Here is a 16,947-nt window from a genome sequence, read left to right on the forward strand (position 1 = left end):
TGACGCAAGCTCTGATCGAAGAACGGTATTTTCTGTACTTATTACACTTCAATGTTTCCTAAGTATCAGTGAATATGGAACTTTACATAATAAAATACGAAAAGAAACTCGTCACTTAGCTAATCGTTTAAAAACCATTTCTGCCAATCAAATTCTTACAAAGCTTGGGTTTCCTGCTGGCTGGCATGAGACCACTGAAAAAATAAAATATTAATTATTATTCTAATGTTAGAAATCCCGCATCCTGCTGCGAACAGAATGCGGGATTGCCGAAGGAGAGGTGCTCCATACCGGCAAATATAATCCACCCTGCAAAGGCTGATTACAACTGCATTATACCACAATCAGCCCTATTTTATCAAAAAGGAGCTGATATTTTATGCGCGATTTAGAATATAATTTTACGTACAGAGAAAAGGACAAAGGATTTCAAGTCATCTTGTCCTACAAAGACAATAAAGGGAGGTGGCGGCAAAAATCAAGACAAGGATTTAAAACAAAAAAGCTGGCGAAGGCTGCCGGAGATAAATTGCTGGATGAAGTAAAAGAAAAGGCCCTGAACGTCGTGGATGAATCCATGAGGGATATTACACTACGTCAGGTGTTTGAGCTATTCCTGCTGGAAAACAACGCAGTTTTGGAGTATAACACACGAGCACTATACACGCAGGCACTCCAAGCATTTATAAAAATAGCCGATGTGCCCGTTGTTGAAATCACCCACTCTGACATTATTGACTGCATGGCACCTATGAAATACGCTGTCAGCACAAAAAAACTATATCTGTCCAAAGTAGGCCGGGTATTTCGATATGCCATAGAAACATTGGAAATACTTGCGGCTAATCCTGTATCCAAAGTCCCCAAAGAAAAGGACAAGCGGCAGAAAAAGACGCAGGTAATCTCTGCTGATGACTTTAAAATAATGCTTAAAAGTGTGCGTCAAAATAATTATACCGCTTATGTGAAGATTGCTATTGCCGGATATGCTGGCCTGCGATACGGCGAAATTGTCGGTTTGACTTGGGGTAACGTGGATTTGAAAGCTGGCATTATTAGCGTGACGGCTCAGCTATCTGCTACGGGTAAAAATCAGTATACTATCAAACCAACAAAGAGCATGAATGGGTATAGAGACATTCCTATCCCGCAAGAGTTAATACAGATACTACGTGCCTATAAAAAAAATAGTGTAATTCGAATAGATCGCAGGATTTTTGCAGATAAGACTAGTGAGGCAAAATACATTGATGCGCTAATATCCCGTATCAATAAAGGTACGTCTATTCATTCTCTTCGACACACTTATGCTACACGCCTAATAGCCACTGGGTTCGACGTCCGTACTGTGGCAGCACTTTTAGGTGATAGGGTGGAAACTGTTTTAAAAACATATGTGCATTACACAGACGAAATGCGAGAAAAAGCCAAAGAAAATATAAATAAAGTTTTTGCATAGTAATTTTTGACGAATTTTTGACGATTTATCAAAGAATTGCTTAAAATAGCGATTAAATCGGCGAAAACACATTTACAATACAAATGTCGTGCCCAATCTCAACGCGGACTGGAATGAGCTGGCCAATCCCGAATACAAGGACAAGCTTGCGATCCCCGATCCGGAAAAATCAGGAGCCTGCAAGGATTTTTTGGCCGGTTTTGTCAGTAAATACGGCTGGAATGCCTTAGAAGGAATGGCAAAGAACGGCATGAAGGTCCCCGGCGCCAATAAAGCCGCGCTTGAGGCCGTAACTACGGGTGAAGTTGGCATTCTCGTAGCCGGCGTCGATTATAATGCTTATTCTTCTATAAAAAAGGGCGAACCGCTGGCTATGTACTATCCTAAGGGAGGCACGATTGTCAATCCCCGTCCCGCTATGATTCTGAAATCTGCGCCGGATGCAGAAAACGCGAAAAAATTCATGGATTATCTTCTCTCCGATGAAGTGCAGCAAATGGTTGCGGATGCCTATCTCATTCCGGGCCGCAGCGACGTCAAGGCCAAGGAAACGCCGCTGGAACACATCCCGCAGATTCCCGCAGACTGGGATGCCATGATGGCGATGGCATCTGAAACCGCCGCAAAACTCAATGCGCTTTGCAAGTAAGCGAGGTCTCTTATGTTACCTATCCATTTGAAAAAGAACGCGGCCATTCCGCTGCTATCCGCTTTTTTCTTTTTTCTCATCGTCTGCCCCCTCGCCACCATTTTTATCAAGACGATCATTATCAATGATCGTCTTGATTTTTCATATACGGCGGCGACAATTATGGAAAGTCAGAATGCGGCCATGATCCTGAATTCCCTGCTGCTGGGCTTGCTTGTCGTCATCACATCAACGCTTCTGTCCATCCCATTAGCCTATCTGTTTTCCCGCACGACCTTTGCCCGCTATCAGATTTTTGACGTGCTTTTTCTTATCCCCTTCATGACTCCGCCTTACATCGCCTCCATGGGCTGGATTCTGTTCATGCAGAAACGCGGACTGCTGGAGCAGATTTTTCCCTCTCTATCCGGCGGCGTGGACTCCTTTTTCAGCCTGACCGGTCTGATCCTCGTTATGAGTCTGCACGTATTCCCCTTTATGCTGACGATTCTGAAAAATGCCATGACTCGCATTCCTTCCAGCATGGAGGAATCGGCTGCCGTGTTGGGAGCCGGTTTTTTCCGGCGCATGTGCCGCGTCTTTTTGCCTCTCCTAACGGGAAATTACGTTATTGGCGCATTACTGGTCTTCGTCAAAACCTTGTCCGAATACGGCACGCCCTATACGCTGGGACGACGCATCGGCTTTGAAGTATTTACGACCAACATTCACCGCTACGCCGCTGTCGCGCCCGTATCGTTTGGCAAAGCAGCCGTTCTGGCCTCGGTGCTGGTTTCGATCTGCCTCTTGCTCTGGATAGCGCAAAATTACGTAACGACCCATCACAGCTATCAGCTGATCAGCGGCAGGGGCTGCCGCTTGTCACTCAAAGACCTGTCCGTTCCTGCCAAATTGGGGAGCTGGCTTTATATTGGAATCATTCTGATTATTGCCGTCGGCATTCCTTATTTTTCCGTCATCATGACATCTCTCATCAAGCTGCGCGGCTTTGGCCTGACAGCGGGAAACTTCACACTGCAACATTATACGGCGCTCTTTACCGATACGGAAGACGCACTCAGCGCGATGGGAAATAGTTTGCTGCTGGCAGTCGCGGCCGCCACGATTTGCGCGTTTTTAGGAACGCTGGTGGTCTTAACCCTCCGCAGCTGTCACCGCAAGAGCGGCAGGCCGTTAGAAGCCGTCAGCCTGCTGCCGGAAATGCTGCCGGGCATTGTCATGGTCATCGGCATCATGCTCTTTTGGAATGACATCTATGGCATCCTGCCTCTCTACAATACTTTTGGCATATTGATCGTCACGTATGTCGTTCTGTTTCTGCCTTTTACGATCCAGTATGTCACATCGTCTTTTACACAGATCAACAATAGTCTCATGGCTGCCGGGCAGGTATTCGGCGGCACTCCTATCTATATTTTCCGCCGCATCACCTTCCCTCTTATTGCCAAAGGGATCGCCGCCGGCTGGATGATAACCTTTATCATTTCTCTGCGGGAACTTGTAGCGCCCAGTCTCATGGCTCCACCTAACACACTAGTCGTATCGACATATATCATGCGCGAATTCGAACAGGGCAGCGTCTCCCTCGGCATGTCCATGGCCGTTCTCTGCGTAGCCTTTACCGTTGCCGCATTGCTGTTCCTGACCCGTTACGTCAGGCGCCTGCCGAAATAAAACGTTCCCCGCACCCCTGCTGACAAGCTGCCCATACGGGTACCTGCCCCAGAGAATGCGGGGAACATTTTATATAGCAGCATTATTTCACGGCATACACACTGGGCACGCCGCCTACGTCAGCACATTTTGTATGACAACTGGGGCTGCTGCAGATCCAAAAGACACCATAAGGACCGCTGCGTTTTACAAAAAAACCTGTTTTACAACGCGGACAAGAATATTTTTTGTCTTTTTCTTCCAGAACCGGCATTTCTGCCGGCTCTGTATGCCGGCATTTCGGATAGTTGCCGCAGCCGTAAAAATCGCCATATTTCCCGTGCCGCCGCAGCATGAGGCTGCCGCATTCGGGGCAGGTTCTGCCCTCTGCCGGCTGCATAGCTGCCGTACCGGCCGCGGCTATCAGGGTTTCCAAAAAGGCAATTTGATCATGAAGAAAGGATTGCAAATTATCCTTTCCGGCGCTCATTTGATACAGCCGTTCTTCCCATACCGCCGTTTCATCGGGGTAGACCATAGCGTCAGGCAAGGCATCAATGAGCAGATAGGCATTGTCTGTGGGCTTTAGATATTTCTTTTTGCCTTCCTCCACCAGAAACTTTCGCTGGATGAGTTCATTGATAATCGTAGCCCGTGTCGCTTCCGTGCCGATGCCCTGCACTTCCTTCAGTTTTTTTTTCAGAGAATCATCCTTGACGTATTTATAAATTTCCTTCATGGCTGCCAGCAGCGTCGATGCCGTGAAGCGCGGCGGCGGCTTGGTCGCCCTTTTATCTACCTGTCCGTTTTGATAGTGCACGCCGTCTCCTTTGCGGACCACAGGCAGATCTCCCTTTATATCCTCATCGTCGTCCGTTTTATCGGAACGATACAGCTCCTTCCAACCCATTTGAATGACTGTCTTGCCATGAGCGGCAAATTGCTCTGCCGCAGCAGTCACGATGATACGGGTCTGGTCATATTCGTGAACGGGGTAGAATTGGGCAATGTAGGCCTGCGCAATGAGATAATATACATGCTGCTGCATTGCCGTCAGCTTGACAAAGGGACAGGCTACGGTCGTCGGGATAATCGCATGATGAGCCGTGATCTTGCTGTCATTCCAAGCACGGCTTTTAATAGATCCGTCGGCCTGTCCCACCCATTCAGCAATTTGTCCCGCTTCAATCCGTGCCAGATTGCCCAAAATATGGGGGACATCCTTACGCTGATTCAGCGGCAGATATTCACAGTCCGAACGGGGATAGGTCGTAAGCTTTCGTTCATACAGCTGTTGTGCCGTATCAAGGACTTGCTGCGGGCTGTAGCCGTATTTTTTCCCAGCCAGAACCTGCAGGGACGATAACGACAAGGGCAGACGCTGCGGTTCTTTTTTTCTGCTCTTCCTGCGTTCGGCAATGTGTCCTTCCGGCTGGGCTGACAGCTTTTTCAGAATCGCCTGTGCGGACGCTTCATCAATGCAGCGTCCTTCAGCGTCCAGACCGGCCTGCGTATCTCTGGGCTGCCACTGTGCGGTAATATTCCCATTAGGATGGTCAAACACAGCCTTGACGATATAATAGGTCACCGGCTGGAAATCGTCCAGCTCGCGCTGCCGCCTCACAACAAGCGCCAGAGTCGGCGTCTTAACACGGCCAATGGGAAACACTACACGGTGCCCCTGGCGGCGGGCCGCCAACGTATAGGCACGGGACAAATTCATGCCAATGAGCCAATCGGCTCGACTGCGGGCCAGGGCCGATTCCTTCAAATGAACAAATTCTGTATTGCTGCGCAGGTCGGCCAGGGATTCATGAATGCTTTTTTCATCCAATGCATTGAGAAGAATCCGTTCTACCGGCTTTTTATTCCCGACATAATCCAATATTTCATCGATAAGCAGCTGCCCTTCCCTGTCCGGGTCACCGGCATTGACAATCGTATCGGCCTCTTGAATCAGAGTGCAAATAAGGTTAAATTGCTCTTTGCTGTCCGGACTGACAAGAAGCTTCCACTCCTGGGGAATAATGGGCAGATCTGCGGCATTCCAGCGCTTGTATTTCAGATCATATTCCTGAGGCTCAGCCTGCTGAAGCACATGTCCGTAGGCCCACGTAACGATGCCGCCACCCGTTTTGATACATCCCCGGCCCTTTTGCTGCGGCTGCGGCAGGCATTTAGCCAATTCTCTGGCCATACTTGGTTTTTCCGCAATAAATAATTTCATAGTTCTTCTGCTTTCCCGTACGTATGCCATTTACAGACATTTTTACTAATGCATTTGTTAGCCACGTGTCAGCTGCCAGCTCATGCCTGCGCTGTCTTCTGCGCTGCACATTTTTTATGACAAATATAGTATATGATACCATAAAATAAGACATTTGTAATATACCAATCCCATGGAGCCTCAAAAAATTCTGCTTTTTATCATACAATCAACACATGCACGGCACTTTATTTCATGCGTTGGCTGTATAAGCAGCATATTTTATAAAATTGATATGTAGTATCATTTGACATCATTATGTTTTATGTTATACTGGTGGTGAGAAATCCTCATTTCTCAAATCATTTTCTGAAAATGCCGTTCACTTTTGTGGACGGTATTTTTCATGCCTGCCTGCAATTGAATTTTATGCACAGGAAAAGGGGACATCTGGATTATATACCCACGGTCATTTTACATTGCTCCATCATTTTTCAAGCATCACAGCCTGTAAAGGGGTTGCAACGAAATGATAGTTTCCTTCCATTCCGCCGCAGCCCCTTTCTTTTATTTTTTACACGCTGTGCGCTGTCATTTTTTTTCTCCGGCATATCCATCGAGTTTGGCAATCTGGCGCAGCCAGTTTTGAATATATTCCTCTGACCGTCCCTGGTCCCGCATCCTTTCAATTTCCTTTAGCGTAATCGGATCCCGCAACAGCTGCCGGACTCCCCGTTCCAATTGTCGGTCCTCGGACGCTTCCATGCCTACCGCCTCCTAATCCAGCCTTTCCTTTCAGTCCCGCTGCATCGCCGGCAAGGATCTGTCTCCACGGACAGGCATTCCTACCTTTGCCAGCTGGCCTGCCGCCTCAATGACCCGGATAAAAGCCGGCGGAATTTCCTTCCTGCTCAAAGACTGCCCAATAAGCCGTCCCAGAATAACGCCTTTATTGCTGTACAGCCAGGAGAAATAATACACATACAAAGCCTGGGTATTGCGGGCATTGGCGTGCCATAAGAGCCGCGGCGGATAGTCATGATAGTTGATATCCAATTTACGGCATGCTTTTTTTATCATATCCGATGTTGCCTTGGCGTGATCGCCATTGGCCGCATTGATGATGCGGTCCAGCTCACGGCGCTTTCCCCCGTCAATCAAGGTTTTGGTCAAGTCCATTTCAAAACAGATCTCATCTGTAAAATAAACGTTTTTTTCACCCTTCCGGCTCCCCTTGACATCGGCATCGTACAGTGCCACCGTAGGAATTTTAAAATATTCCAGCAGCTTTTTAATTTTGGAAATAGAGCTTTCACCACGGGCATTGATGAGGCAAATGCCATAATAATCAAAGAACAAATCCAGCGTGGCTCCAAAAAGCTGAAAGCAGCCATACTCTGTTTCTCCTTCTACAATGAGTACGCTTCGGGAATAGAGCGCCTCCTTGACTTCCGGAAAGTGCATGATCAAGTGCTTTTCAATTTCTTCATTAAAATGAAATCCGGCACCGCAGGCTGCCCATACGGCACACTCCCGGTCCCGATAGAGACGGATGATATTACGATAATCATCGACGAGAGAATCCGTAGAATGCGTCACAATAAAAAGCTGACCCCGCAGTCCGTCAATACCAAAAATATCCTTGAGCAATTCACAAAAACGACTGTCTTCATTGTTGAGAAGTTGTTTATAATAATTTAAAACAGAACGCTGCATATACGGATGAAGATGGATTTCCGGCTCATCAATGGATACGATAAGCGGCAGATACCGCCGTCCTTTTTGATTCACGATCAGGTTGCTCTCCATCGGTACGGCACGGCTCTTGGACATGATGTAAATCTGCGTAATAATTCGCAAAGCCACCAGGGAAATAAATTTCATATTATCCGCCCGGGGGCGATCCTGCCGACTCAGCAGCTTGGACAACAGAAAAATATTGACATAATAAGACGAATCCAAATTACCGACCCGGACTTCATGACGGATAAAATTCTGCGCCTCCGGCGTCAATCCCTGCAAGTGAGCCGCGCCCCACTGAGATAGCTTGGTTTCCAGAGCCCGGTAGACGGTTGCCGAAACCATTTCATCCTCCGGATTGACAAAGGAATAGGAAATATACCGTATGCGCCGCATCGTATTGAGAGGCAGCTCTTCTCCCGTATCGTCATCATATACGTGCGGAAAAATTTCCTCTACGGGTTTTTCCATTCGTATCCGTATAGTCTCCTTGTGCTCATCGGGAAATCCCACAAAATATTCCTGATGATTGCGCAGCAAATGGAGTCCCATCGTAATGATGACCGGCAGAGACACATCTGCATAATCTTCCTCCGTAATGCCGCTTCCGGCACTCATACGAGACAACAAACGCAAAAAGCCACTTTTACCGATAGCATTTTCACCGACCAGGTAATTGGCCTTCTCATGAAAGGTCATTTCCACATCCTTGAAATTACGGTAATTTTGTATCCGCATATATGTTATATTCACACGCCCACCTCCTGCATCTTCTACTTAATAGTATTCGACAAAAAAGCTCTGCTCCCTGCCTGGGCAGGTGCAGAGCTTGAGATAAGCTGTTTATTTTTCTTCCAGAAAGGCTTCGGCTTTAACCGCTTCTTCCTCATAGGTCAGCGTATGTCCGGCAATACCTTCTTCAGAGGCTTGTGCGGCTACGGATGCCGCGACAGCAATCGTAACCCTGTGATCAAAGGCATCCGGCAAAATATAATCAGCACGCAGACCATCCTTTTGCGCCACAAAAGCCAGTGCCCGGGCAGCGGCAAGCTTCATGCCTTCACTGATATCCGAGGCATGGCAGTCGATGGCTCCGCGGAAAATCCCCGGGAACACCAGTACATTATTGACCTGGTTCGGAAAATCAGACCGTCCTGATCCGACGACAGCAGCACCGGCTTCCTGCGCTTCTTCCGGATAAATTTCCGGGATCGGATTGGCCATGGCAAATACGATGCTGCCCGCAGCCATGGAGGCAATCATATTCTTGGTAACGAGGCCGCCGCGGGAGACACCGATAAAGACATCCTTCCCGGCCATTACGTCTGCCAGCGTTCCTTTTTCGTGACGCATATTCGTCTTTTTCGCCATAACGGCCTGGGCTTTGTTTAAAGCCGGATCGCCGTCACAAACAGCGCCGCCCACATCGCACAGCGTAATATCCTTAAACCCGTATTCCAGCAGCAGATTGGCAATACTCAAGCCAGCTGCGCCGGCACCGTTGATAACCACCTTAACAATCTTTTCTGATTTACCCAGGAATTGCAGGGCATTAATGACACCGGCCAATACGATAATAGCCGTCCCGTGCTGATCGTCATGAAACACTGGGATATTCATGGTATCCCGCAGGCGCCGTTCGATTTCAAAACACCGTGGGCTGCTGATATCCTCTAAGTTGATGCCGCCAAAGGACGGTCCGGCCAGCTGCACAAAGCGAACAAATTCATCCACGTCCTGTGTGTCTACACAAAGCGGCACGGCGTTGATACCGGCAAATTCACTGAATAGCAGGCATTTCCCCTCCATGACCGGCATGGCTGCGTCAGGACCGATATTTCCCAGTCCCAGAACAGCGCTGCCATCCGTAATAACAGCAACATCGTTGCCTTTGCCCGTGTACGTATAGGCCAATTCCTTGTCATCGGCAATTTTCAGGCACGGTGCAGCAACACCCGGCGTGTATAAAATGGACAGCGCTTCTTTTGAATCTGCCGGCAGCTTGCTGTGAATGGTCAGCTTCCCATGAAGCTGCGCATGAATCTGCAGTGCCTTTTTAAACTTATCATCCTTATCTGTCAAAACGATTCCCCCCATACTAAAATTTATCGTTTATATTGTTTGCACAAAGCGGATAACCACTTGGCAATATCAAATTTTAACATACCTTCGTCCATTTGCCAATGCCAATTTCCCTGCGAAACACCGGGAATATTCATTCGGCAGGACGACGGCAGACCCAGCAAATCCTGCATAGGAATGACTGCCGTTTCGGCACGGCGCCGGTACACATAAGTGATAAGGGCTCTTACGATTTCCTGCGGCGAGGTATTTTCGCCCACGTGCATGGCCTGCCGCACCTGCAGCTGCTGGGACGGCGTCAAATCCTCTGTATACCAGCCCAGAGTCGTATTATTATCATGAGTGCCCGTGTAGACCAGGCAGCTGGGTTCCGTATCCAGGCTGAAGACTCCGTCCGTCCGTTCAGTCATATGAAATTGCAGGACCTTCATACCCGGCAGACGCAGTGTCTCTCTCAGTTCACAGACATCATCCGTAATGATGCCCAGATCCTCCGCAATGAGGGGAATATGGCCCAGCTTTTGATAGACCGCCCGAAACAGTTCGAGACCGGGACCTTTTTTCCATACACCGTCCTTTGCGGTTTCAGCTTGTGCCGGAACGGCCCAAAATGCTTCGAAGCCACGAAAATGATCAATGCGCACTTCATCGACCAGGGTCATACCAAAGCGAAAACGCTGCACCCACCAATCATACCCATCTGCCGCCATCGTTTCGTAGTCGTACAAAGGGTTGCCCCAAAGCTGGCCATCCGCACTAAAATAGTCCGGCGGCACACCGGCAACAGACACGGGCATGCCGTTCGCATCTAAATCGAAGAGTTCCTGATGGGCCCAGCAGTCTGCGCTGTTATGAGCCACGAACATAGGTACATCCCCAATAAGGGATACACCGTTTTCATGGGCATAATCCCGTATGCTCTGCCACTGCCGTCTGAAAATATACTGCAAAAATTTAAAATGGGATATGGCTCCTGATAATTCTCTTTGATACCGCCGTACAGCCGCTGCCGTATGGCAGCGTATATCATCAGGCCAGCCAGTCCACGGCCGGTCTTCAAAAAAGCCGCTTACGGCCCGGAACAGGGCATAGTCGTCAAGCCAATACGCATTGTTTCGGCAAAAAGTGTCAAAGGGCCCCCAGGGAATGACCAGCCGGGCATTATGGGACAGATCCCACAGAGCTTGCTTCTTGCACTGCCAGGCTTCCTCCCACGTCCGGGCCTGACGCGCCTGTTCTTTGAAATGCTTTAGGGCACTGCCGGACAGCCAGCCCCAATCGTGCAGGACGTCCAGAGAAATAAGCCGTTCATTGCCGGCAAAGGCCGAGCTTGAAAAATACGGGGAATCACCGTCAAGGGGCGGTGTCAGCGGCAATATCTGCCAGACACTCTGCCCGGCTGTTTTAAGAAAATCGATAAACCGATACGCAGCCCCTCCTAGGTCGCCGCAGCCGTATGCAGACGGCAGTGACGTAGGATGTAAAAGCACACCAGCCCGTTTTTGCTGTGCTTCCGCGCCCTGCAGGATCACCGCACGCAGCGGCGGCAGTGTCAATGTCAGCCGGCTGTTGATAGTCTGTACCGGCACCATACGCGGCGTCAAGGCATTGGTGAGTCTGCCATATGCCAGCCCTTTCGTATACATACTGATCGTACGCAGGGCTGTCGTATTACGGTTCATGGCAATGATAAAAAAGCCGTCCCGCGCTTCCCTGCCGAATACATCACGACCGCCTTCGATGACGCGTGCATAAGCAAATACATCGCCGTCCGCATACAGAAATATAAATCGCCCCGTCTGCAGGGCATCCGTCCGGCGGCGCAGCGCCGTGAGCCGCTTGGTCCATTCCAGCAGTTCCGTATTCTCGTGACCCCAGGGATAGGTACGGCGGTTATCCGGATCTTTTTTCCCGGTCACGCCAACTTCATCACCGTAATAAATACACGGGGCTCCGGGCATCGTCATCTGCCATAATTCCATGAGCCGCATCCGTTTTTCAGCAATACATTCGGCTGACTGTGTCGCCGTATCACCATCCTCTCCCAATACCGTCAAAATACGTTCTATATCATGACTGCTGACCAAATTGAGCATAGCATAGAAATATTCCTGCGGATAATTTTCAATCATATGCATCAGTTCTGCCCCCATACGGCGGGCATCCTTATGGCCCATAATGAAATCGACGGCAATTGTCCGCAGCGCATAGTTCATAGCGCTGTCAATATCATACCCGCACAAGTATTCCCGCTGCTGGCTATAACTGATTTTATTGGATGCATCTTCCCAGACCTCTCCGATGAGAACTGCCTCGGGATCTTCTTCCTTCAAGGTCTTATAGAAATTACGAAGAAACGGAACCGGAAGTTCATCAATCACGTCAAGCCGCCAGCCGCTGATTCCCTGTCTGATCCAGTAACGGAGAACACTATCTTCATTGCGGATAATAAAATCCATATACGACGGCGTCGTCTCTTCCACATTTGGCAAATCCATAACGCCCCACCAGGATTCATACATATCGGGATACCGGCTAAAGCGATACCATTCATAGTAAGGAGATTCTTTGGATTGGCAGGCACCGACACTATCATAATGCCCAAACCGGTTGAAATAGATGCTGTCCGCCCCGGTATGACTAAAAACACCGTCCAGAATAATACGAATTCCTTCTTTTTTAGCAACGGCACAGAAAGCCGCAAAATCTTCGTTCGTTCCTAAAAAGGGATCTACCTTATGGTAATCGGCCGTACTGTACCGGTGGTTAGTGCAGCTCTCAAAAATAGGATTTAAATACACAGCGGTTACGCCGAGGTCCTTCAGATACGACAATTTTTCACGAATACCCGCAATATTGCCGCCAAAAAAATCATAATACATAATATCGCCGTTCTGCGGATTTTTCCAATACTCGGGCTTGTCGTCCCAGACGCTGTGAATCACAGCGCCTCGTTTTCCCATTAAATCGATTTTTGCATCTGCCGACCGATAAAACCGATCCGGAAAAATCTGATAGACAATAGCATGTTTGAACCATTCTGGTGTAGTTGCGTTTTTATCGCGCACCGTGATCTGGTACGCTGGCGGTACTTGCTCTGACACCGCACCGATGCCGCCGAGCTGGTCGCGGTTATTGCCGTAATACCACGTTTTACCGTCGCATTCCACCATAAAATAATACCACAGGAGGCAGCCTTTTTCCGGCATGGTCAATATTGCTCTGGCCGTATTTTCTTCCCATTCCATGGGGACAAAGGATTCACCGGCATTACTTTGCCAGAGGCGCACTTTTACCCGGCACGCCGACCTGATTTTTTCAGCAATGCGCAAACGAAGAATGATCGTATCCCCAGTTGCCGCAGCGCCGAACACAGAGCGAAAATAAAATTCATGCGAATCATGATATAGTCCTAAATCCATGGAGTTCTCCTTTTCAGAAAATCCCCCGCCACAATAAAACCGGCGGGGGATATACAGGGTATCTGCTATTATTTCTGCAGTACTTTTTTATATAACTCAACATATGCCTGTGCAGATCGTTTCCAGCTGTTGTCGCTGTCCATGGCATTTTTCACCAACGAATCCCATACGGCAGAATCTTCATAAAATCCCAAAGCCCGCTTTGTCGCAAACAGCAATTCGTGCGCATTAAAATTCACAAAGGTAAGACCGTTGCCCGTATTGGCATACTTGTCAAAGGGTGTAACCGTATCCTTCAGACCACCTGTTTCACGAACCACAGGCACGGCACCGTATTTCAAGGCAATGAGCTGGCTCAGCCCGCACGGCTCATACCGCGACGGCATGAGAAATATATCCGCGGCAGCATATACCCGATGAGCCAGTCCTTCATCAAATAAGATATTGGCTGAAACCTTGGTCGGATGACGCTGTGCCAGCTCCTGGAACGCGTCTTTATACCGTGCTTCTCCGGTGCCGACAATGACCAGCTGTACATCATCCTCTACCAGTTCCTCCATAATGCATGTCACCAAATCCATTCCCTTGTCTTCCACGAGCCGAGAAACGATGGCAATCAGGGGAATACTCCGCTTGACCGGAAGCCCCAGCTCCCGACGCAGGGCATCCTTGTTGACCCGTTTGCCGCCGCGGGCATGGGCCGAGGTATAGTGCTGCTTTATGTACGTGTCCGTCGCCGGATTATACACGTCCTCATCCAAACCGTTGCTGATGCCAATTAATTTATCCATACAGCTGCGGATGTAGCCGTCAAGCCGTTCCCCATAATAAGGATAGGTAATCTCTCTAGCGTAGGTCTGACTGACCGTCGTAATATAATCGGCATAGACCATGCCTGATTTCATATAATTTACGCAACCGTCACATTCCAGGCTGCCGTTATCAAAAAGCTCCTGCGGCAAGCCGATAATATCACGCATGATCGTAGGCGGATAAATTCCCTGATACTTCAGATTGTGGATCGTATATATGACCTTTATATCCTTATAGAAGTCATCATGACAAAAATCTTCCCGGAGAAATACCCCCATCAGACCTGTATGCCAATCATTGCAGTGAATAATGTCCGGCTTGAAACCAATTTTGGGAAGCATAGTCAGCACAGCACGGCAAAAATAAGCAAATCGTTCGTCATCATCGTCATATCCATACAGACGATCCCGTTTAAAATACCATTCATTGTCAATAAAATAGACCTTGACTCCGCCTGCATCCACCTCGTCCACGCCGTAATACAACTGCCGCCAGGACAAATTGACAATTCCTGTCGTCACCAGCTGCATGCTTTGTTCCTTATCCTTATCAATCAGACTATATTTGGGAATAACCAAGCGCACATCCATTCCCCTGGCCGCCAGCGCCTTCGGCAAAGCCCCCATTACATCGGCCAAGCCGCCCGTTTTGATAAAAGGCACAGCCTCTGATGCCACAAATAGTACGTTTACCATGCATGCTCCCTCACTTTCCTCTTGAACCAGTATCGTTCAATTCATTTTCGTAAGTATACGCTGCTGGCAGCTTATTCGGCTGTCGGTACAGTCGGTTCTGTTTTCTTTTCCGTCGCCTTCTTCAAAACCGGCTTTTTCTTACGGCCCGGCGCAGGTTTTACAGCTGACGCAATCTTTTTCGCAGCAGTGGCATGTACCGTTTTTTCAGCCGGTTCAGCTTTTCCTGTTTTCTGTACTGCCTTGTTTTTTTTCACTGTTTTAGCCGTTTTTGTCTTTTTGGTCTTTACCGCGGCCCGGACTCCCAATTTAAGGGATTTTTTTTTATCCGCAGCCGGCTTCAGCCGCAAATAAATCGTTGCCAAAGGCGGCAGCGTCAATTCCAGTGATTGCTCCATGCCGTGCAGCGGAACCTGCTGCGTCATAAAATCTCCCTCATTGAGAACGTCAGAACCCCCGAACACTTCGGCATCACTGTTGAAAACCTCCGTATACGCACCTGACTTCGGTACGCCGAAGCGATAGGAATACCGCACGACGGGCGTAAAATTGCATACCACGACCGTCATGGAGTCATCGTCCGCACCGCTGCGATAAAAGGCAATCACGCTATTATCACGATCATCGCAGCTAATCCAGGAAAAGCCGGACCAATCACAATCTTCCTCCCACAGCTCCGTATGGGCGGTATAATAGGCATTAAGGCTGCGCACATATTCGTGCATCGCCTTGTGCATCGGATATTCCAACAGGTGCCAATCCAGGCTGTCATCATATTTCCATTCAATGAACTGCCCAAAATCACTGCCCATAAACAACAGCTTTTTCCCCGGATGTGCCATCCAATACCCATAAAATGCCCGCAGACCGGCAAATTTCTGCCAATAATCACCCGGCATCTTGTCCAGCAGGGAATGCTTTCCATGCACGACTTCATCATGAGAAAGAGGCAGAATAAAATTTTCTGAAAAGGCATAGCACAAGGAAAAGGTAATCAAATTATGATTATCCTTGCGAAACAAAGGATCCATAGACATATACCGCAGCATGTCGTTCATCCAGCCCATATTCCACTTGTAATTAAAACCCAGGCCGCCTACTTCCACGGGCTTCGTCACAAGCGGCCAAGACGAAGATTCTTCAGCAATCATGAGCGCATGGGGAAATTCCCTGAAGACCGCCGTATTCAGCTTGCGCAGAAACTCAATAGCCTCCAGATTTTCCCGTCCGCCGTATTTATTGGGCTGCCAGTTACCGTCTGGATGTCCATAGTCGAGATACAACATATTCGCGACGGCATCAATCCGCAACCCATCTATATGAAATACGGACAATAAAAACAAAGCGCTGGAAATAAGGAAGGACTGCACCTCCGTACGGCCATAATCGAAATTCATGGTATCCCATTCTTTATTTTCTGCCAGAATTTCATTGCCCGATTCATAGCAGGGCTGACCGTCAAACTGCCGGAGGCCATGGGCATCACGGCAAAAATGGCCTGGCACCCAGTCGAGAATTACACCGATATCATTACGATGGCATAAATCGACAAAATACATAAAATCCTCCGGCGATCCGTAACGGCTCGTGACGGAAAAGTATCCCGTCGCCTGGTAGCCCCAGGATCCGTCAAAAGGATATTCACAAAGCGGCATAATTTCAATATGCGTATAATTCATGCTTTTCACATATTCCACCAGCTGATCTGCCATTTCGCGATACGTCAGCAAGCCGCCCCCGGCATCACGCCGCCAGGAACCCAGATGAACTTCATAGGTCAGCATGGGCCGGCTGTACGAATCATACTCCACACGGCCGTTCATCCATTTTTTATCCTTCCAGGCGTAGTGGAGCTTACATATTTTTGAAGCTGTATTCGGACGAACTTCCGATAAAAACGCGTAGGGGTCACTCTTTAAAATGACATCTCCCGCCGCCGTCGTAATAGCATACTTATAAATTGTCCCTTCAGCGAGCCCTGGGATATACGTAATCCAGATGCCGTTGCCAGCGTCACTCCGTTCCATGGGGTTGGCATCTGCATTCCATTGATTGAAATCGCCAACGACGCTTACCTGCCGCGCATGAGGGGCCCATACGGAAAACCGAACGCATGATCTGCGGCGGATTACGGTGAAATGAGCGCCAAACAAGCGATAACTGGAATAGTTGGTGCCCTGGTGGTATAAGAATGTGCCATAGTCATCGATTGCACTGAGTTTCATATCGAA

At 48.7% G+C, this 16,947-nt stretch carries 11 protein-coding genes; 4 read left to right on the forward strand and 7 right to left on the reverse strand.

The features are described from left to right. The 4 genes from AB840_RS17845 to AB840_RS10150 all read left to right on the forward strand — a co-directional run. A partial coding sequence (locus tag AB840_RS17845; RefSeq protein ID WP_048514729.1) for a hypothetical protein occupies positions 1 to 214 on the forward strand: 214 nt, incomplete at its 5' end. 165 nt (positions 215 to 379) lie between these two features. Then, positions 380 to 1,459 (forward strand): site-specific integrase, encoded by a 1,080-nt coding sequence (locus AB840_RS10140; protein ID WP_048514730.1) that lies wholly within the window; start codon positions 380 to 382, stop codon positions 1,457 to 1,459. A 70-nt stretch (positions 1,460 to 1,529) separates the two neighbouring features. Continuing rightward, positions 1,530 to 2,108 (forward strand): extracellular solute-binding protein, encoded by a 579-nt coding sequence (locus AB840_RS10145; protein ID WP_078791774.1) that lies wholly within the window; start codon positions 1,530 to 1,532, stop codon positions 2,106 to 2,108. A 12-nt stretch (positions 2,109 to 2,120) separates the two neighbouring features. Next, positions 2,121 to 3,782, forward strand: a complete 1,662-nt coding sequence (locus AB840_RS10150) for an ABC transporter permease (protein WP_048514731.1) — start codon at positions 2,121 to 2,123, stop codon at positions 3,780 to 3,782. Positions 3,783 to 3,864: 82 nt separating this feature from the next. Here AB840_RS10150 and AB840_RS10155 read toward each other — a convergent pair whose 3' ends face one another. The 7 genes from AB840_RS10155 to glgB all read right to left on the reverse strand — a co-directional run bounded on the left by AB840_RS10155 (position 3,865) and on the right by glgB (position 16,941). After that, a complete protein-coding gene (locus tag AB840_RS10155) occupies positions 3,865 to 5,988 on the reverse strand; it encodes a DNA topoisomerase III (RefSeq protein WP_048514732.1) in 2,124 nt (707 codons plus the stop codon). A gap of 570 nt (positions 5,989 to 6,558) precedes the next feature. After that, a complete protein-coding gene (locus AB840_RS17140) occupies positions 6,559 to 6,732 on the reverse strand; it encodes a hypothetical protein (RefSeq protein WP_159445823.1) in 174 nt (57 codons plus the stop codon). A gap of 30 nt (positions 6,733 to 6,762) precedes the next feature. After that, a complete protein-coding gene (locus AB840_RS10160; RefSeq protein WP_048514733.1) occupies positions 6,763 to 8,460 on the reverse strand; it encodes an ATP-dependent nuclease in 1,698 nt (565 codons plus the stop codon). Positions 8,461 to 8,550: 90 nt separating this feature from the next. After that, complete coding sequence (locus AB840_RS10165; protein ID WP_234984913.1) at positions 8,551 to 9,789, reverse strand: NAD(P)-dependent malic enzyme; 1,239 nt, start codon at positions 9,787 to 9,789, stop codon at positions 8,551 to 8,553. A gap of 23 nt (positions 9,790 to 9,812) precedes the next feature. Next, complete coding sequence (gene malQ, locus AB840_RS10170) at positions 9,813 to 13,211, reverse strand: 4-alpha-glucanotransferase (protein ID WP_048514735.1); 3,399 nt, start codon at positions 13,209 to 13,211, stop codon at positions 9,813 to 9,815. A gap of 68 nt (positions 13,212 to 13,279) precedes the next feature. After that, a complete protein-coding gene (gene glgA / locus AB840_RS10175) occupies positions 13,280 to 14,719 on the reverse strand; it encodes a glycogen synthase GlgA (protein WP_048514736.1) in 1,440 nt (479 codons plus the stop codon). 71 nt (positions 14,720 to 14,790) lie between these two features. After that, positions 14,791 to 16,941, reverse strand: coding sequence for a 1,4-alpha-glucan branching protein GlgB (gene glgB, locus AB840_RS10180; RefSeq protein ID WP_078791773.1), 2,151 nt, complete (start codon positions 16,939 to 16,941; stop codon positions 14,791 to 14,793). Between the last annotated feature and the right edge of the window lie 6 nt (positions 16,942 to 16,947).

It is taken from the genome of Megasphaera cerevisiae DSM 20462 (assembly GCF_001045675.1).
In the GTDB taxonomy this organism is placed as follows: Bacteria; Bacillota; Negativicutes; order Veillonellales; family Megasphaeraceae; genus Megasphaera; species Megasphaera cerevisiae.

What these genes read in the sequence shown, in the direction of transcription:
- AB840_RS10150 (WP_048514731.1), top strand. Translation starts at nt 2,121, where the DNA reads ATGTTACCTATCCATTTGAAAAAGAACGCGGCCATTCCGCTGCTATCC.
- glgB (WP_078791773.1), bottom strand. Translation starts at nt 16,941, where the DNA reads ATGAAACTCAGTGCAATCGATGACTATGGCACATTCTTATACCACCAG.
- malQ (WP_048514735.1), bottom strand. Translation starts at nt 13,211, where the DNA reads ATGGATTTAGGACTATATCATGATTCGCATGAATTTTATTTTCGCTCT.
- AB840_RS10155 (WP_048514732.1), bottom strand. Translation starts at nt 5,988, where the DNA reads ATGAAATTATTTATTGCGGAAAAACCAAGTATGGCCAGAGAATTGGCT.
- AB840_RS17140 (WP_159445823.1), bottom strand. Translation starts at nt 6,732, where the DNA reads ATGGAAGCGTCCGAGGACCGACAATTGGAACGGGGAGTCCGGCAGCTG.
- glgA (WP_048514736.1), bottom strand. Translation starts at nt 14,719, where the DNA reads ATGGTAAACGTACTATTTGTGGCATCAGAGGCTGTGCCTTTTATCAAA.
- AB840_RS10140 (WP_048514730.1), top strand. Translation starts at nt 380, where the DNA reads ATGCGCGATTTAGAATATAATTTTACGTACAGAGAAAAGGACAAAGGA.